The following is a 17199-nucleotide window of genomic DNA, read 5'->3' as shown; positions in this document are numbered from 1 at the left end:
TCAGATCGGGTCTGAACTACTACAAGTGGATCGGCTGGTATAAAAACTGGCTCTGTCCATCAGGGAGCAGAGCCTTCTGACGGTTACTGGCCTGTCGGTTACACGTCAGGCCTTTACACATCAGGCAATTACAATCCGAGCTGTTTGACCATCGCTTGAGCCACGCTATGGGCACTGGTCGGATTCTGACCTGTGATCAAGCGGCCATCTTCTATGATGAAATCTTCCCACGGCTTAACTTTGCTGAAGCGCGCTGCTTTGCGTGTCAGTGCTTCTTCCAGCAGGAACGGAATGTTCTCAATTGTTCCGTAGTCGATCTCTTCTTCACGGGTAAAGCCGGTGACTGATTTGTCGGCCAGTAATGCTTCGCCGTTGCTTAAGGTGATCGGCAGCAGCGCTCCGGGGCCGTGACACACAGCGCCAATCATGCCGCCACCCTCATAGTGGTTGGCCGCCAGTCTGGCGAAGTCCTGATTGTTGGCTAAATCCGACAGCAAGCCGAATCCGCCCGGGTAAAAAATGGCGTCGTAATCTTCGATGTTTACCGCCGATACCGGCAGGCTGTTATTAAGACGATTCTGCACATCTTCGCTGGCCAGTACGCTGGCGTTAACCTCGTCACCTTCGATATCGGTACCATAAACCGGCACCTTACCGCCGTGTATGGAGGCGATATCGTAGTCGATACCCTGTTCGATAAAGACGTGCAGAGCGTGCGTCAGCTCGGGTGCATAGGTGCCGTTGTCCTGGTCGGTGTCGCCAAGTTTTGCGTGATTAGTAACGGGGATAAGTATCTTTTTCATGGTTATTCCTCTGTTTGGCCCCAGGCTGTTTAACGATGGGCTGTTTAACGATGGCTGCCACTTTAGAATGTCCCAGATAGTTTGATAATCCCGGTGATCGGGTAAATACTATTGTTATATAGCAATAGTAAGGAGCCGTTTGATGGAAAGCTTTGAAGGGCTGGTTGAGTTCGTCGCGATAGCAGAAAGAAAGGGCTTTACGGCGGCCGCCAAGCATCTGAAATGCAGTACCAGTCATGTCTCCCGGCAGCTCAGCAGGCTGGAGGAACGACTGGGCTGTGCGTTACTGGTACGCAGTACGCGGCAGGTTAATCTGACCCCTAACGGCGCCATTTACTACCAGCATGCCAAAGACCTGCTGATCGGTTTGCAGCAGGCGAATGAAGAGGTGAATCAGGAGCAGGTTAAGCTCACCGGCACATTGCGGGTGAGTGCGGCTGGCGGCTTTGCTGAACATCATCTGGCACCGGCTTTAATGGCGTTTGCGCAGGATCACGCAGAACTGACCGTGGATATCGACTTTAACAGCCGCTTTGTGAATTTTATCGATGACGATGTGGATTTCGCTATCCGCTATGGGGAGCTGTCTGACTCCAGTCTGATTGCACGCAAATTACTCAGCCGCTCAATGATGGCCGTTGCATCAGAAAAATACCTGCAACAGCATGGCGAGCCAGAACACCCGGGTGATCTGAAAAATCACGATTGTATTATTTCGAATAACGACACCTGGAAGTTCAGTGACGGAGAAGAATCCTGCAGCGTGAAAGTGAAAGGACGTTGGGCCAGTAACAATACCAATGTCATTGTTGAAGCCTGTGAGAAGGGATTCGGCATCGCCTATTTGCCGCAGGATAATTTTACCGAGGCGGTAGAAAGCGGTCGGTTGAAGCCGGTGTTACAACCCTATTGGGGAGTCGGTGCCAGCAGCTGGATTGTTTATCTGGATAAGCGTTTTATGCCTTTACGCACCCGCATGGCGATTGATTTCCTGATTGAATATTTCTCTGATTGGGATGAAAAATAAAAGCAGCGTGAAAGAAGGAAATTTTCTGTGTAGCAAGAGCTGCTATATGCCTCGTTCACGACTGAAGTCGCTCCTGCAATCATTGCTTTGGTTCTCTTTTCTTACAACACAGCCAGCACGACCGTCAGCGTCAGCGCCGACAGAATAGTCTGCAGCGTTATCACGCCTGCCATTAATTCTGCTTCGCCGTTTAATTTACGTGTTAATACAAATGAGGTGGGGGCTGTGGGCAGTGAGAAAAACAGCACCAATACGAAGGTTTCCAGTGTGGGTAAGTTAAACACCCGGGCAACGGCAAATGCCAGCATGGGCATAGCCAATAAGCGCAGCAGGCTGTTGCTGAGCAGGGGGGTTATTTCGTGGCGCATGGCTTTGATATTCAGTGCTGCCCCCACGGTCAGCAGGCCCAGAGGTAAGCTGGCGTGGGCGAGTAATTCCAGCAGGCGCTGGATTCCGGGCCACAGACCAAAGCCACTGAAGTTGAGGGCAAGGCCTGCCAGGCAGGCGAGAATCAGAGGGTTTTTGGCTAAGGGTTTTAATAATGCCAGTGGATGGGTTTCGCCATCGGACAGCAGTGCCCATACCGACATAACGTTGACCACCGGCACTAATACAGACAGTACGATGGCAGCGGTTTGCAGGCCTTCGTTAGCGTAAATAGCACCGGCCACGGCCAGGCCAATGTAGGTGTTAAAGCGCAGTATGCCCTGCAGATACACTCCGAACCGGGCTGCTGGCCAGTGGCGGATAAACCTTGCAAGCACCAGCAGTATAAATCCCAGCCCGAGGCTGCTGGCGGCGGCGTAATACAGTGTGCCTATATTGCTGCCGTTTAATGGCGCGGAGGCCAGGCTGACGAACAGCAGGGCAGGAAATAAAAACGAGTAGTTAAGGTTTTCCGCGCCTTTCCAGAAAGCATCCGACGTTTGCGTATCGCTGCCCGGGAAGTGATAGCGGCGCATAAAAAAGCCAGCAGCAATCAGCAGGGCGACAGGCAGCAGGACTTCTGCCAGGTGATTCATTGTTCGAGGAGCCCGTTAAGCGCCTCAGGGATCTTTTCCGGGCTGGTGATTTTGACCCGTTTATGGCGATTCAGCTCACCGCTGATGATGTTGATCGCGCTTTTGCTGACGGCAAATTGTTTGGCGAGAAATTTAATCAGTTCGGCATTGGCTTTGCCGTCGACGGGAGGCGCCTGAATGCGCACTTTAATGGCATCGCCGTGGCGTCCGGCGAATTCGGATTTGGAGGCTTTGGGCTGGAGGTGACAGACGAGGATAAGATCCCCGTCTGTCCATTGCGAGCAGCTGCTCACAGGCCGAAGATCAGACCAGCAGGAACGCCTGCCATCTGTGCCAGTGGGCGCAGGGCAACGATTTCAATAATCTGAATCAGCAGGAACACAATGATCGGAGAAATATCCAGACCACCCAGATCCGGCATTTTAGAACGGATAGGGCGGATAACCGGTTCCAGAATCTGATTAATCAGAATCAGCGCCGGGTTGTAGGAATTCGGTGCAATCCAGGAGGCAATGACCACCACGATCAGGCCCCAGAAGTACACGTTCAGCATCAGAGAGAAGATGCCGATCAGTGCCCAGATAAACAGGTTCGGCCAGGGCACGGCATAGCCAGCCACCAGAATGATCGCTGCCATGGTCAGAATCTGAACCACGTAGGCCAGCAGCAGGGAAGAAATATCCAGCCCACCCAGACCCGGAATAACACGGCGCAGAGGCACCAGAATCGGGTTGGTGAATTTAACAATGAACTGGGAAATAGGGTTGTAGAAGTCGGCACGTACCAGCTGCAACATAAAGCGCAGCATAACGATCAACAGCACCATACTGCCGATGGTATTGATCAGTAATAATCCAACTTGCGATAACGGCGACATGATCACTCCGTGTTAGCTGATTCGGTAAACCCGCTTTTCGCAGCGGGCAGAATGAAACATATAGGCGCGGTGGCGGCTTTTCCAGTGGTCTGAGGAAAAACCGCGTTGTTTTTTGTCAGTCGTCGCCCAGTTCTTTGCTCAGCTCAGCGCCACGGTCGTAGGCGGCACGCATGGCAGCTTCCACCATATCGCGCATGTGCGCACCTTCGAAGGTGGCGATCGCCTGCTGTGTTGTACCGCCTGGGGAGGTCACACGGCGGCGCAGTTCTGCCGGATCAACATCCGCTTCCAGTGCCATACGTGCTGCACCGAGAGCGGTTTTCAGCGTCAGTTTGGTTGCCGTTTCTTCACTCAGGCCGAGTTTCTGACCGGCACTGATCATGGCTTCCATCATCAGGAAATAGTAGGCCGGGCCACTGCCGGAGACGGCAATCACAGCATCCAGCTCGGCTTCTTCTTTGACCCACACGGTAATACCGGCAGCGCGCAGCAGGGCGTCGGCCAGATTGCGCTGATCCAGATGCACGTCATCGGATGCAAACAGACCGGTTGCACCTTCGCCCAGCAGTGCCGGAGTATTTGGCATGCAGCGGACGATGGCTTTACAGCCGGTCCAGCTGCTCAGAGAAGTCATGCTGATACCGGCAGCGATGGAAATCACCAGCGGCTGGCGTGCTTCCAGTGTGCTTTTCAGCGGCAGCAGGACGTCTTTCATGACCTGAGGTTTCACCGCCAGAATCACGACTTCGGCATCGGCGATGGCGGCCAGGTTGTCTTCAAAGGTGTTAACGCCAAAGCTGGTGTTGAGCTTTTCGCGCTGTTCCGCACCCGGGTCGGAAACATTAATGGAGGCGGCGCTGATGTCGCCCTGTTTAACCAGACCACCGATGATGCTGGTGGCCATGTTGCCGCCGCCGATAAATGCGAGTTGTGTCATACCTGTTCCTTACCTGTTCTTAAACCGGGCCCGCTGTGCGTGGCGCCGTGTCTCTGCGTTGTAAATTTCGTTTTGCTGACTGTGCTGCTGGTTAATGTACAGCTTATAAACTCTGTATTCAGTCTGGATCAAATTTTCAGGATTTGCTGGCCGGATAATCCCGCGCACCAAAAATATCGGTGCCAATCCGCACTTCGGTGGAGCCACAGGCGATGGCCAGCTCAAGATCGCCGGACATCCCCATCGACAGTACATCCGCCTGCGGATGTTGTTGCTGCAGCTGTTGCGACAGCGCTTTCATGGCGCGGAACTGCTCAGCCAGAACCTCGTTGTCGTCAGTGTGCTCCGGAATGCACATCAGGCCGCGCAGCTGCAGACGGTCGAGGCTGGCGATGCTTTGCGCCAGAGCTTCAACGTCGGCGGGCAGTACGCCGCTCTTCTGTTCTTCACCGCTGATGTTCACCTGCAGCAGGACGTTCAGCGGCGGCATAGTGTGCGGGCGCTGCTCGTGCAGACGACGGGCGATTTTTTCACGGTCGAGGGTTTCCAGCCAGTGAAAGTGCTCCGCCACGATGCGCGATTTATTGGACTGCAGCGGGCCAATAAAATGCCATTCGATGTCATCAAGATGCGATAACGCCGTGATTTTATCCATGCCGTCCTGCACGTAGTTCTCACCAAAGGCACGCTGGCCGAGGTTATATACGGCTTCCACCATGTCGGCGGGTTTGGTTTTGCTGACCGCCAGCAGACGTACGCTGGCCGGATCACGCCCGCAATCGGCACAGGCCTGCTGCAGTCGCTGGGTAACTGATTGGTAGTGTTGCTGAATCGTGGACATCTCAGCCGCTCGGTTGGGCAGGCCGTTAGAGCAGGCGCTGCCGGTTGCTGGTTCAGTGTCAGGGCGGAAAGTCACTGCATGCGGTACAGAAACCGCTCAGTTTGTAAGCTATGGCCCATGAACTGCATTGCTCATTAATCCTCTGGCCCGCTAATATCCATGTCGGAATGTGCGCTGGGCGGATGCCGGGCGGTGTGGCCAGAGTGTGCTGGATGATACTGCCCGCAGGGGATTTTTGACATGCAGCGCATTTACACTGCAGGAATGCTGATAATATAAAGACTTGTGGCCCGTATATACAGGGTCTGTTGTCATCGAGGAGAGGTTATGGATATTACTGAACTGCTTGCCTTCAGTGCCAAGCAAGGGGCGTCGGATCTGCACTTGTCTGCTGATCTGCCACCTATGATCCGGGTAGACGGCGATGTGCGCCGTATCAATCTGCCGGCGCTTGGTCACAAGGAAGTTCATGGTCTGGTCTACGACATCATGAACGATAAGCAGCGTAAGGACTTTGAAGAATTTCTGGAAACGGATTTCTCGTTCGAAGTGCCGGGTGTTGCGCGTTTCCGTGTGAACGCCTTTAACCATAACCGTGGTGCCGGTGCGGTATTCCGGACCATTCCTTCCAAAGTCCTGACCATGGATCAGCTGGGCATGGGGCAGGTGTTTAAAGACCTGGCCATGGTGCCACGCGGCATCGTGCTGGTGACCGGCCCGACCGGTTCCGGTAAATCGACCACGCTGGCAGCGATGGTGGATTACATCAACGAAACCAAGTACGACCATATCCTCACCGTGGAAGACCCGATCGAATTCGTACACGAATCGAAAAAATCCCTGGTTAACCAGCGGGAAGTTCACCGCGATACCCTGGGCTTCAACGAAGCACTGCGTTCGGCACTGCGGGAAGACCCGGATGTGATTCTGGTGGGTGAGATGCGGGACCTGGAAACCATCCGTCTGGCGCTGACCGCTGCAGAAACCGGTCACGTGGTATTCGGTACCCTGCACACCAGCTCCGCCGCAAAAACCATCGACCGTATCGTCGACGTGTTCCCGGCGGAAGAGAAATCCATGGTGCGTTCTATGCTGTCGGAATCCCTGCAGGGGGTAATTTCCCAGGCGCTGCTGAAGAAAAACGGCGGTGGCCGGGTGGCGGCTCACGAAATCATGATTGGTACCCCGGCGATCCGTAACCTGATCCGGGAAGATAAAATCGCGCAGATGTATTCCGCGATTCAGACCGGTGCGGCTTACGGCATGACGACTATGGACCAGTCGCTGCAAACCTTATTGAACAAGGGCATTATTTCCCGCGAAGTAGCCCGTGAGAAAGCGAAAGTACCGGAGAACTTCTGATGTCGATGGATAAATTCCTGCGCCTGATGGTGGAAAAGGGCGCGTCTGACCTCTTTATTACGGCAGGCGTACCACCGTCGATGAAGGTGAACGGTAAAATCATGCCGTTAACCAAAGGGCCGCTGGGAGCTGAGCAGACCCGTGACGTTGTGCTGGGTCTGATGAACTCAAAACAGCAGGACGAGTTTGAAGAGAAGAAAGAACTCAACTTCGCCATCAATGCTTCGGGCATCGGGCGATTCCGGGCCAGTGCGTTTTATCAGCGTAACGTCTGCGGCATGGTGCTGCGGCGGATCGAAACGCGTATTCCTGGTGTGGATCAGCTTGGTCTGCCAGACATTATTAAAGAAATCTCCATGGCCAAGCGTGGTCTGATTCTGTTTGTTGGTGCCACCGGTGCCGGTAAATCGACGTCGCTGGCGTCCATGATTGGTCACCGTAATAAAAACAGTAAGGGTCATATCCTCAGCATCGAGGACCCGATTGAATTTATTCACCAGCACGACGGCTGCATTATTACCCAGCGTGAAGTGGGGCTGGATACGGAAAGCTTTGATATCGCCCTGAAGAACTGTCTGCGTCAGGCGCCGGACGTGATCATGATTGGTGAGGTGCGTTCCGCCGAAACCATGGAACACGCCATCACCTTCGCCGAAACCGGTCACCTGTGTCTGGCGACGCTGCACGCTAACAACGCTAACCAGGCGCTGGAACGTGTGATTCACTTCTTCCCGCCGGAGCGTCACAGCCAGGTGTGGATGGATTTATCGCTGAACCTGAAAGCCATTGTTGCTCAGCAGCTGATTCCGACACCGGACGGCCGTGCCCGTCGCGCAGTGGTGGAAGTGCTGTTGAATACACCACTGGCTCAGGATCTGATCCGTAAAGGTGAAGTACACGAACTGAAGCCACTGATGGCCAAATCCAACGAGCTGGGCATGCAGACCTACGACCAGGCACTGTATGCACTGTATGAGCAGGGCGAAATCACCTACGAAGACGCCATGGCTCACGCTGACTCACCAAACGATCTGCGTCTGATGATCAAACTCGGTTCCGAAACCGATGCCGAGCATCTGGATGGCGCCACCCGCAACCTGCGTCTGCAGGACTGACGGGCCTGCTGAATTGCCGCAGTTGGCGGCAATTCAGCTGCGTTTGCGCTGATTGACCGGGTTTCACCTCCCTTTCTTTACTTCCGGGATATGTCGGTGTGCGCCTTTGATCTGTGTCGGTAGTCAGTCTCTTTCTTTTAATCTACAGTTAGATCATCAGTCACCCTGATGCGCGGCCATGCAACTCCCTCCACGTTTTGAGCGCCTGACCGGCGGGATGACCATCCTGAGCGGCTACTGAACCTGATATGGAAAGCGGAACTTCAGAGATAATCTATGGCGCTGTTTAAACGTAATATCTGGCTGATTTATTACATATTGCTGGGCTGCACAGTGTTGCTGCTCGGTGGCGCTTCCGTGACCCAGTGGCAGGATATGGAAGATACCTACCGCCTGCGTCAGACCAATCTGATTGATCAGTGGTATGGCAATCTCAACAGCCTGATGCTGCAGCAGGAAACCATTATGGATGTGCTTGGTCAGCGGGTAGCCGCCATGGATGATCCGCTCAAAATGACCCGCCAACTGGACCGGCTGGAAAGCATGAATCCGGAATTATTCTCCGGCTTCGGTCTGACCTGGCCCACTGGTGAAATAGCCGCTATCTCTTCCGGTCTGAAAGAAGCTCTGGTGCTGAATCTGACTCAGCTGAACGCGGCGCGTGATTCTTTTCTGTACAGCATGACCCAGGACAAAATGGTGCTCGGCCGTCCTTATGCACCAACATCCGCCGGGGTGGTTCTGCCCTTCCGCAAAGCGATCCGCGACAACGATGGCAAGCTGATTGCGATCATGAGTGGTTCTTTCTGGCTCGATACCTTCCGCAAAACCTTTACCTGTGATCCCGGTTTGCCGGAATGTGCGGATATTAAAATTATCCGCAGCCGTGACCGCTATCCGCTGGTCGACAGCAGTAAAAGCAGCAGCAGTGATTATTACAATTACGCCATGAACGAGAGTGAGTATCAGCGCCTGCTGGCGGCGCTGAACTGGGATGCTGAGCAGGGCTATAAACCCTACGCCGGTAAGCCGTATTCCTACCTGCGCCGTGACCGTAACGACAATAGCCTTATGGGCATTGCCATTTATGATGAGCGTTACGAATACTGGCTGGTGCTGGAAGTGGAAGAAAGCCGCTTCCTGGCCGAGGTGCGCCGCAATGTGCTGATCTATATGTCGGCTTTTATCGTGTTTAACATCTGCCTGTTTCTGCTGTTCCGGATGATTCACAGCACGGAAGAAAAGCGCCGTCAGGAGCTTCTGTATCAGGCCAATCACGATACCCTGACCGGCCTGCCCAACCGCAATAACCTGCAGCAGATTTACGATCGCTGGCGTGAGCCGCCTAATCATTCGCTGGCGTTGCAGTTTATCGACATGAATAACTTCAAGGGCGTTAACGACAGCTTTGGTCACGAATGCGGTGACCGTGTGCTGAAAGAAATTGCCCGCCGTATCCGTAAAAGCCTCAACGAAGACGATCTGGTTTTCCGCCTTGGCGGCGATGAGTTTGTGGTGATATCGCCTTTTGTGAATGAGAAAACAACGCTGGAAAACGGCCGTCATCTGATTGCCGAAGTCACGGATACATATTCCGTCGACGGGCGTCATTTTATGCTCGGGGCCAGTATGGGTATCGCCCGCTTCCCGGAAGATGGACGTAATCTTGATCAGCTGCTGCGTTCAGCCGATATCAGCATGTACGAAGCCAAACGTCAGCGTATGCCGGTGTGTTTCTTTGAAGACCGCATGCAGGATACCTATCTGCGCAACATTGCCATTGAACACCTGCTGCGCACGGCGGTCATCAATAACGAAATTTATATGATGTATCAGCCGCAGGTCGACAGCACCGGTAAATTTATCGGGGTAGAGTGTCTGGTGCGCTGGGAAAACGAAACCATGGGCGGGCGTGTGCCACCCGATCAGTTTATTCCGGTGGCGGAGCAGGCTGGTCTGATGCCGGAACTGGGTACCTTTATTCTGCAGCGCTCGCTGCAGGAAATGGCGGCGATACAGAATGAGACGGCACTGGAATTTTCCGTGTCGGTGAATATTTCTGTGCGCCAGTTTCTGCATGAGGGTTTTCTGTCTTCGTTGCTGCAGGAAATTAACCGCTCCGGCATGAAGCATGTGCTGATCGTGCTGGAGATTACCGAAAGCATCTTCATTGAAGATATGCAGCAGATCGTTGAGCTGATTACTGCCATTCACGAAAAAGGCATCCGTATTTCCATGGATGATTTCGGTACCGGTTATTCCTCCCTGAGTCTGTTGCATAAGCTGCCGGTGGACGAGCTGAAAATTGACCGCAGCTTTGTTGAACAGATCCTCGACGATATTAATGCCCAACAGATGGTGCAGAGCATAATTGCTATCGGCCGTAACCGTTCGATCACGCTGCTGGCTGAGGGCGTGGAAAGTGAAGAACAGGCGCAGATGCTGCGCGACTACGGCTGTGATTCCTTCCAGGGCTACTATTTTGCCCGCCCACTGTTGATTGACGAGTTGCGGGACTACCTGCAGGATAAGGTCCTCTCCTGAGGTACCGACGTGAAACACAGAAAACTGCGCATTCATGCGCCCGCCATTCTCTATTTTGATAAGGTCCGCCGCTGCGGATCTTTCCGCGAAGCCGCCCGCAGCCTGAACGTGGCATCCTCGGCGGTAAACCGCCAGATTCTGAAGCTGGAAGAAGAACTGGGCATGCCGCTGTTTGAGCGTCTGCCGGGTGGTTTGCGACTGACGGCTGCCGGTGAAATTTTCGCCCGTCACGCGACGGTGGTGATGCAGGATACCGAGCGTGTCAGCTCAGAACTGGACGCCCTGCAGGGTCTGCGCAGCGGTCATGTGGAAATTACCACAGTGGAGGGCGTTACCGTCGATCTGCTGCCCGGCGTCATCGAGAAAATGCGCAGCCTGTATCCCAAGGTATCGGTTGGCGTATCGATTCTCGGTTCTACCGCCATTCCCGAACAGATCATTCATGGTCAGGCGGATCTCGGTCTGGCCTTTGCCCTGATCCGCAACAGTGATCTGCACCAATTGATTCGTGGCCGCTTTCATCTGGGGGCGATTATGCGCCCGGATCATCCGTTGGCGACGCATCAGCGCCTGACGTTTGCCAGCTGTGCTGCGCACCCGCTGATTCTGGCGAAAGCCGATCTGTCGATTCATCATCTGCTGGCACCGGCCATCAGTCACAGCAAAAGCTGGGGCCGGGCGGTGGTGGAAACCAGCTCGGTGGAGCTGGCGAAGAAGCTGGCCATGCGCGGCACCGGCATCGCCTTCCAGACCCGTATCGGCATTGAGGAGGAGATGGCGCGCGGTGATCTCGTTCATATTCCCATTGTGAACAATCAGCCGGTGATGAGTGACCTGGGTTTATACACCCGCGCCGGGCGCTCGCTGCCGGTAGCGGTGGATGCCTTCGCACGTATGCTGGTGGAGGAAATCACCCGCCGCAGCCAGCAGGAGCAGGAAGCGCTGGCCTCCGGGATTACCCCAATACTTTGAATCAGTGCTTGAGTAAAACCACATAGTGATGCCGAATCGGCATCACTATGCTCTAAATTATGTTCTTTTGCGTACAGTATGGATGAGGTTAACTGCTTGCATGTCATGAGGAGCAGTAGCCATGCCACGCACAAAATCATTCGCCAGTACCGAATCCCGTTACGCCGCAGCCAGCACGCTGCCGGTTATTGATATCTCCGGATTAGCATCTGAAGACCTCGCTGAGCGCCAGGCCGTGGGTAAAGAAATCCGCTCCGCCTGTCTGGCCAACGGCTTCTTTCTGATCAGCAATCACGGTATCGATGATCAGCTGCAACAGCTGGTGTTTGATCAGGCGAAACGCTTCTTTGATCTCAGCACCGAAGACAAAATGGCGGTGGACAAAGCGCTGTCACCAGCCAACCGCGGCTATGAGCCGATGGGCAACCAGACTCTGGAGCCAGGTAGTCCGCCGGATCTGAAAGAAGGCTATTACATGGGTCAGCAGAAAGATGCCGATCACCCCCATGTGCTGGCAGGTAAGTTCAACTGCGGCCCGAACCAGTGGCCGGCTCAGGTGCCTGAATTCCGCCCGGTGATGGAAGAATATCTGAAGCAGATGACTGAGCTGGGCACGCGCCTGATGCGCGGTCTGGCGCTGTCGCTGGAGCTGGAAGAAGATTACTTCGACGATTACTGTCAGGACCCGATGACCACGCTGCGTCTGCTGCATTATCCGCCGCAGCCTGCTGATGCCGACCCGGCACAGCGCGGTGCTGGTGCGCACACAGATTTTGGTGGTCTCACCATTCTGCTGCAGGACAATGCCGGTGGCTTACAGGTGTGGGACGACGAAAACCAGCTGTGGCTGGATGTGGAGCCGATTCCGGGTGTTTATAACATCAACCTCGGCGATATGTTCGCGCGTTGGACTAACGACATGTACCGCTCAACCCTGCACCGGGTGATCAACAATGTCTCCGGTGGCGACCGCTATTCCATTCCGTTCTTCCACGCCGGTAACAGTGATTATCTGGTGGATTGTCTGCCGGGCTGCTGCAAGCCGGGCGAAGAACCCAAATACCCGCCGGTGACAGTCGAACAGCATCACCGCGAAATGTATGCGCGCACTTATGGCAAATAAGTCTGATGGCTGATTTTTTACATGGCCGCTGAAGCAGCGCAGAAATTCAAAACCAAATGAGGAAATAACCGGTGCCCCGCGGGAAACCGGGGCATCCTTGTGATTATGGGACAAGTCGTGAAATTAACTACTAATCTGTTGCTGATACACGGTGCCTGGGCCGGACGTTGGGTGTGGAATAAAATCACGCCGCAGTTCGCCAAAATGGGTTACCGCGTTCATGCCATCGATCTGCCGGGCAATGGTGTGGATAACACACCGGCAAACGAAGTAAATATCGACACCTACCTTTGGTATCTGTCAGAGCAGATTGCCAATATCGAAGGCCCGCTGGTGATTGTGAGCCATTCCGGTGCGGGTGTATTGGCCACCGCACTGGCAGAAGCAATGCCTGAACGCATTCAGGCAGTGGTTTACATTGCCGGCATGATGCTGCCTTCCGGTATGGGCTTTTCCGATTTAACCGCCACGCTGGAAGCTGAACATCCGGAAGTAACCGGTATTAATCCTTTTTTATTATGGAACGAGGATCACAGCGTCAGCGAAGTACCTTTAATCGCCGCACGTAATGTTTTTTTCCAGGATCTGGATGACAAGACCGCCATCATTGCTGCCCAGCAACTGTGCCCACAGCCCTTGGGTGGACTGGCATTAATGACCTGCTGGACGGAAGAAAATTTCGGTCGTGTGCCGCGCCTTTATATTGAAGCCACGCAGGATAAATCCGTCACGCTGGTTGCCCAGCGTGAAATGCAGAAACGGGTACCTGGTGCGCAAGTGGTCTCTTTTGATACAGGACACGCACCACAAGTGGGCAAGCCGGTTGAAGTTGCCCATGCCATTGACGATTTTCTGCACACGCATGGTGGCGGTGAAGCCTCAGAAACTGTGCCTTTGCGGGTAAATGAATAACAAAAAAATAAAACGGCAAAAAACAACACAACGGGAACGGTTATTGCTCTGTAAGAAAAAACCTGACCACTTGGTTAAGTGCGTTTTTATTGAAACAGAACTCAGACTTTGAAAACACTGGAGAGACCCATGTTAAACAAACTCGTTAAGCCTCTGGCGCTGGCCGCTGCCCTGACTGCAAGCAGCCTGACCCTTGCTGCCGACAAAGTAACCTTCCAGCTGGACTGGCTGCCAGGCGGCGACAAAGCCCCTGTATATGTTGGTATTCAGGAAGGCATCTTTGAAAAAGCCGGTCTGGAAGTGAGCATTGCCAGTGGTCGTGGTTCTACCGATGCGGTAACCAAAATGGCAACGGGTCAGTCTGATGTGGGTACTGCGGACATCGGCGCACTGCTGGCTGCCCGTGCGCAGGATGATGTTCCTGTCTCTGCAGTGCTGGCGTATTTCTCTCAGGCACCGCACGCTTTCTTCACCATTAAAGGCAATGGCATTAACAGCATTAAAGATGTGGCCGGTAAAAAAGTCGCTACATCACCATTTACCTCTTCTAACCTGTTCCTGCCACTGGTGCTGGAAGAAAACGGTCTGACAGAAGATTCCGTGACTCTGGTTAAAACCGATCCGGGTGCACTGGGACCAATGCTGATGACAGGTAATGTGCCGGTTATTATTGCCTGGACCACCAACGTACCACTGTTCGAAAAACAGGCTGCTGAAGCCGGTAAAGAACTGGTGGTTCTGCCATGGTCTGATGCGGGTCTGGAACTGTACAGCTCCTCTCTGCTGGCTGCCGATAAATTCCTGAAAGAACGTCCTGATGTTGCCAAGCGTTTTGTAAAAGCCTTCGCCGAAGCAGTTGAATTTACTTACGCCAACCCGGACAAAGCCGGTACCGATATTCACGCCATGGTGCCTGAAGTTGACGCGGATACTGCTGCTGCTCAGATCAAAAGCATTAACGGTCTGGTTTACAACAGCGCAACTGATGCCGACGGTTACGGTGCTCTGACCAAAGAGCGTATTGCTATGACCTGGAAGTGGGTTGCCAAGGCCAACAAACTGGATGCAGCGAAAGCCGATCCAGAAACCATGGTTAACCGCGCTTTCATGCCGGAGAAATGATATGACCCAGGCAGCTGACCGTGCTTTCGTTCGCATGGAAGGGGTTGGGCATTGCTACAACCCCGATGGCGGCCCGATGGCTGTGCAGCAGATTGACCTGGAAATTCACCGCCACGAATTCGTGGCGGTGGTTGGTCCATCCGGCTGTGGTAAATCGACTTTATTGCGCATGGTGTCAGGCTTACTGATTCCGAGTGCCGGTAAAGTCAGTGTATTTGAAAAACAGGTGACGGAACCCCGCGATGACGTCGGCATTGTGTTCCAGAAGCCAACGCTTCTGCCGTGGCTGAGCATTCGCAAAAACGTTCTCTTCCCGCTGAAACATAAATTTGGCCGCTACAGCGCCAAAGATGAAAAACGTGCGGATGAACTGCTGGCGATGGCAGGCTTAGCGCAGTTTGCTGATCATATGCCGGACGAGCTGTCTGGTGGTATGCAGCAGCGTGCCGGTATCGTACGGGCGCTGTTATTAAATCCGGATATTCTGTTAATGGACGAACCGTTCTCCGCACTGGATGCCATGACGCGTGAGCAGATGGGCTTCGACCTGCTGAGAATCTGGAGCGAAAATCCGAAAACCGTTCTCTTTATTACACACTCGATTTCAGAAGCCGTATTGCTGGCCGACCGTGTTCTGGTTATGAGCCAACGCCCGGGCACTGTTCTCGATTTAATAGATATTGATATTCCGCGTCCACGCAGTGAGCAAACCATTCAGACACCGGAATTTGCCGAATTAACCGCCCGTATCAGGAAACATATTTATGAACCCGAAGCCCACTAACGTGTTACCGCCGCGCCTGCGTGCCGTGCTGATGCGTTATGCCTCGGCGATCTTTTTTATTGCACTGGTCGGATTGTGGGAAGTGATCTGTCGTGTTGGTGAAGTGCCGAATTATATTCTGCCGTCACCGAGTTCGATTTTTAAAGCCTTCTTTGATGTGGAATTCAGCCGCTGGTTAAGCCATTTATGGGCAACCCTGCGCGTGGCACTGCTGGGCTTTGTGCTGTCTATTGTGATTGCCATTCCGCTGGCAATTGCCATGGTCCGATCCGAGCTGATGACACGGGTGATCTATCCGGCATTGGTGGTGGTGCAGGCAACTCCTGTGGTCGCCGTTGCGCCGCTGATTATCGTACTTATGGGTACCGGTGATGTATCACGGGTTCTGATTACCTGCATGATCACCTTCTTCCCGTTAGTGGTATCAACCACAACCGGTATGCTGGAAACACCGGAAGAGCTGGTGGAACTGAGTCAGTCGCTGCGTGCACCGCGCTATCGCGAAACCTGGCAGATCCGTATTCCTTACGCCATTCCGCATATTTTCAGTGGTCTGAAGGTGTCGATCACGCTGGCCATTATCGGTGCTGTGGTTGCTGAATTCGTGGCAGCAGAAGAGGGGCTGGGCTACTTTATTCAGTTCTCTACATCCTTCTTTAAAATTCCGCAGGCGTTTGCCGGACTGATCTTCCTCGCGATCATCAGTTTACTGCTGTTTAAATCCGTTACCTGGATTCAGACCTGGCTGTTCCCATGGAGCCTGCCGAAGAAAAAATAAATGCTCTCGCCGGTGTTTGTATAAACCGGCCAGAGCCTTAAAAAACCTATGGCGCGAAAGCGCAGGGTAAGAGCCCGGAAAAAGTCAGGCAATAAGCCAATCAGGCGCTGCTGCTAAAAAACAGCGGCGCTTTTTTTATTACAGTGAATGCCACTCAGAAATAGTGAGGTGGCATATGCTAAAGCTGAAAAACACAAATTTTTATAAATGGTACACACGATGACAGAAGATCAGAAACTTTCCGAACAGGATAAAACCTTTATGCGCCGCACCTTCGAACTGGCGGCTGACGCCCGTGACGAAGGTATTCATCCGTTTTCCGCCATTCTGGTTGACGGTGAAGGTAACATCCTGATGGAACAGGTTAACGGTTATTTGCCAGACCTGGATATGACCGGCCACGCAGAACGTGTACTGATGACCCGCGCCAGCAAAGCCTACCGTCCGGACTTTCTGAAAACCTGCACCATGTATGTATCCGCTGAGCCTTGTGCTATGTGTGCTGGCTCTGCTTACTGGGCAGGCCTTGGCCGACTGGTGTACAGCCTGAGCGAACACTCGCTGAAACAGATTACCGGTAACCACCCGGAAAACCCGACCCTCGACCTGCCATGCCGTACCGTATTTGAATCCGGCCAGCGCGAAGTGGAAATTATTGGCCCGGTAATGGAAGAAGAAGGCGCCAAACTGCACGAAGGATTCTGGGATTAATGGTCAGAAAGGCTTAAGCAGCGAAGACATTTAAGCCAGAGGAAACCAGGATTGGTGGGCGGAGCCCACCCTACTCACCAAAGTAGGTCGGATAAGCGTTCTGCACATAACCCTCACCAACGTAGGTCGGATAAGCCGGAGGCGTCATCCGACGCATAGCCGCTCCTGGATTTAAAAACCGGTGCAGATCTGAAAATATCCGCGCGGTTGTTCTCCGCCCACCAAAAAATGATGGAATGAGCTAACTCGGCAAAACCCTCACCAGCGTA

The 17199-nt window shown here is 53.5% G+C and carries 17 protein-coding genes; 11 read left to right on the top strand and 6 right to left on the bottom strand.

Features of this window, described 5'->3' with window-relative positions:
• Nucleotides 1-128 precede the first annotated feature (128 nt).
• The gene (locus B2Z72_RS01690) at nucleotides 129-803 is read right to left on the bottom strand and encodes a type 1 glutamine amidotransferase domain-containing protein (RefSeq protein WP_296984661.1); all 675 of its coding nucleotides are present in this window, start codon (nucleotides 801-803) and stop codon (nucleotides 129-131) included.
• Between the two features lie 142 nt (nucleotides 804-945).
• On the opposite strand from B2Z72_RS01690, the gene B2Z72_RS01685 reads away from it, so the two are divergent.
• On the top strand, nucleotides 946-1830 hold the full coding sequence (locus tag B2Z72_RS01685) for a LysR family transcriptional regulator (RefSeq protein ID WP_296984658.1): 885 nt from the start codon (nucleotides 946-948) through the stop codon (nucleotides 1828-1830).
• 101 nt (nucleotides 1831-1931) lie between these two features.
• On the opposite strand, the gene B2Z72_RS01680 is transcribed toward B2Z72_RS01685, so the two are convergent.
• The 5 genes from B2Z72_RS01680 to B2Z72_RS01660 all read right to left on the bottom strand — a co-directional run bounded on the left by B2Z72_RS01680 (nucleotide 1932) and on the right by B2Z72_RS01660 (nucleotide 5507).
• On the bottom strand, nucleotides 1932-2852 hold the full coding sequence (locus tag B2Z72_RS01680; protein WP_296984657.1) for an AEC family transporter: 921 nt from the start codon (nucleotides 2850-2852) through the stop codon (nucleotides 1932-1934).
• A complete protein-coding gene (locus tag B2Z72_RS01675) occupies nucleotides 2849-3145 on the bottom strand; it encodes a DUF167 family protein (RefSeq protein WP_296984655.1) in 297 nt (98 codons plus the stop codon). The genes B2Z72_RS01680 and B2Z72_RS01675 overlap by 4 nt, the downstream gene beginning before the upstream one ends.
• Complete coding sequence (locus B2Z72_RS01670; protein WP_296984654.1) at nucleotides 3142-3729, bottom strand: YggT family protein; 588 nt, start codon at nucleotides 3727-3729, stop codon at nucleotides 3142-3144. The genes B2Z72_RS01675 and B2Z72_RS01670 overlap by 4 nt, the downstream gene beginning before the upstream one ends.
• A 115-nt stretch (nucleotides 3730-3844) precedes the next feature.
• Nucleotides 3845-4666: a pyrroline-5-carboxylate reductase gene (gene proC / locus B2Z72_RS01665; protein ID WP_296984653.1), complete on the bottom strand. Its 822-nt coding sequence runs from the start codon at nucleotides 4664-4666 to the stop codon at nucleotides 3845-3847.
• Nucleotides 4667-4802: 136 nt separating this feature from the next.
• Nucleotides 4803-5507, bottom strand: coding sequence for a YggS family pyridoxal phosphate-dependent enzyme (locus tag B2Z72_RS01660; protein WP_296984650.1), 705 nt, complete (start codon nucleotides 5505-5507; stop codon nucleotides 4803-4805).
• Between the two features lie 327 nt (nucleotides 5508-5834).
• Here B2Z72_RS01660 and B2Z72_RS01655 point away from each other — a divergent pair, with 327 nt between their 5' ends.
• From B2Z72_RS01655 to B2Z72_RS01610, 10 genes are all read left to right on the top strand, one after another.
• A complete protein-coding gene (locus B2Z72_RS01655) occupies nucleotides 5835-6869 on the top strand; it encodes a type IV pilus twitching motility protein PilT (RefSeq protein WP_296984649.1) in 1035 nt (344 codons plus the stop codon).
• On the top strand, nucleotides 6869-7984 hold the full coding sequence (locus B2Z72_RS01650) for a PilT/PilU family type 4a pilus ATPase (protein ID WP_296984648.1): 1116 nt from the start codon (nucleotides 6869-6871) through the stop codon (nucleotides 7982-7984). The genes B2Z72_RS01655 and B2Z72_RS01650 overlap by 1 nt, the downstream gene beginning before the upstream one ends.
• A gap of 276 nt (nucleotides 7985-8260) precedes the next feature.
• Nucleotides 8261-10528 (top strand): bifunctional diguanylate cyclase/phosphodiesterase, encoded by a 2268-nt coding sequence (locus B2Z72_RS01645; RefSeq protein WP_296984645.1) that lies wholly within the window; start codon nucleotides 8261-8263, stop codon nucleotides 10526-10528.
• 9 nt (nucleotides 10529-10537) lie between these two features.
• Nucleotides 10538-11500: a LysR family transcriptional regulator gene (locus tag B2Z72_RS01640; protein ID WP_296984644.1), complete on the top strand. Its 963-nt coding sequence runs from the start codon at nucleotides 10538-10540 to the stop codon at nucleotides 11498-11500.
• Between the two features lie 121 nt (nucleotides 11501-11621).
• The gene (locus B2Z72_RS01635; protein WP_296984642.1) at nucleotides 11622-12623 is read left to right on the top strand and encodes an isopenicillin N synthase family dioxygenase; all 1002 of its coding nucleotides are present in this window, start codon (nucleotides 11622-11624) and stop codon (nucleotides 12621-12623) included.
• 117 nt (nucleotides 12624-12740) lie between these two features.
• Nucleotides 12741-13535, top strand: a complete 795-nt coding sequence (locus tag B2Z72_RS01630) for an alpha/beta fold hydrolase (protein WP_296984640.1) — start codon at nucleotides 12741-12743, stop codon at nucleotides 13533-13535.
• Between the two features lie 129 nt (nucleotides 13536-13664).
• The gene (locus tag B2Z72_RS01625; protein ID WP_296984638.1) at nucleotides 13665-14657 is read left to right on the top strand and encodes an ABC transporter substrate-binding protein; all 993 of its coding nucleotides are present in this window, start codon (nucleotides 13665-13667) and stop codon (nucleotides 14655-14657) included.
• A 1-nt stretch (nucleotide 14658) separates the two neighbouring features.
• The gene (locus B2Z72_RS01620) at nucleotides 14659-15441 is read left to right on the top strand and encodes an ABC transporter ATP-binding protein (RefSeq protein WP_296984636.1); all 783 of its coding nucleotides are present in this window, start codon (nucleotides 14659-14661) and stop codon (nucleotides 15439-15441) included.
• On the top strand, nucleotides 15422-16219 hold the full coding sequence (locus B2Z72_RS01615; protein WP_296984634.1) for an ABC transporter permease: 798 nt from the start codon (nucleotides 15422-15424) through the stop codon (nucleotides 16217-16219). Before B2Z72_RS01620 ends, B2Z72_RS01615 begins: the two co-directional genes overlap by 20 nt.
• 219 nt (nucleotides 16220-16438) lie before the next feature.
• Nucleotides 16439-16930: a nucleoside deaminase gene (locus B2Z72_RS01610; RefSeq protein WP_296984632.1), complete on the top strand. Its 492-nt coding sequence runs from the start codon at nucleotides 16439-16441 to the stop codon at nucleotides 16928-16930.
• Nucleotides 16931-17199: the final 269 nt, after the last annotated feature.

The sequence above is a fragment of the Thalassolituus sp. UBA6592 genome, from assembly GCF_002433655.1.
GTDB lineage: Bacteria > Pseudomonadota > Gammaproteobacteria > Pseudomonadales > Oceanobacteraceae > Venatoribacter.
The sequence above is the reverse complement of the archived record's forward strand: the minus strand, read 5'-3'. Positions and strand labels throughout refer to the sequence as shown.

Bases quoted from the DNA above. Each gene is read 5' to 3' on its own strand.
- B2Z72_RS01690 (WP_296984661.1), bottom strand. From the start codon at position 803: ATGAAAAAGATACTTATCCCCGTTACTAATCACGCAAAACTTGGCGAC.
- B2Z72_RS01685 (WP_296984658.1), top strand. From the start codon at position 946: ATGGAAAGCTTTGAAGGGCTGGTTGAGTTCGTCGCGATAGCAGAAAGA.
- B2Z72_RS01680 (WP_296984657.1), bottom strand. From the start codon at position 2,852: ATGAATCACCTGGCAGAAGTCCTGCTGCCTGTCGCCCTGCTGATTGCT.
- B2Z72_RS01670 (WP_296984654.1), bottom strand. From the start codon at position 3,729: ATGTCGCCGTTATCGCAAGTTGGATTATTACTGATCAATACCATCGGC.
- proC (WP_296984653.1), bottom strand. From the start codon at position 4,666: ATGACACAACTCGCATTTATCGGCGGCGGCAACATGGCCACCAGCATC.
- B2Z72_RS01660 (WP_296984650.1), bottom strand. From the start codon at position 5,507: ATGTCCACGATTCAGCAACACTACCAATCAGTTACCCAGCGACTGCAG.
- B2Z72_RS01655 (WP_296984649.1), top strand. From the start codon at position 5,835: ATGGATATTACTGAACTGCTTGCCTTCAGTGCCAAGCAAGGGGCGTCG.
- B2Z72_RS01650 (WP_296984648.1), top strand. From the start codon at position 6,869: ATGTCGATGGATAAATTCCTGCGCCTGATGGTGGAAAAGGGCGCGTCT.
- B2Z72_RS01645 (WP_296984645.1), top strand. From the start codon at position 8,261: ATGGCGCTGTTTAAACGTAATATCTGGCTGATTTATTACATATTGCTG.
- B2Z72_RS01635 (WP_296984642.1), top strand. From the start codon at position 11,622: ATGCCACGCACAAAATCATTCGCCAGTACCGAATCCCGTTACGCCGCA.
- B2Z72_RS01625 (WP_296984638.1), top strand. From the start codon at position 13,665: ATGTTAAACAAACTCGTTAAGCCTCTGGCGCTGGCCGCTGCCCTGACT.
- B2Z72_RS01620 (WP_296984636.1), top strand. From the start codon at position 14,659: ATGACCCAGGCAGCTGACCGTGCTTTCGTTCGCATGGAAGGGGTTGGG.
- B2Z72_RS01615 (WP_296984634.1), top strand. From the start codon at position 15,422: ATGAACCCGAAGCCCACTAACGTGTTACCGCCGCGCCTGCGTGCCGTG.
- B2Z72_RS01610 (WP_296984632.1), top strand. From the start codon at position 16,439: ATGACAGAAGATCAGAAACTTTCCGAACAGGATAAAACCTTTATGCGC.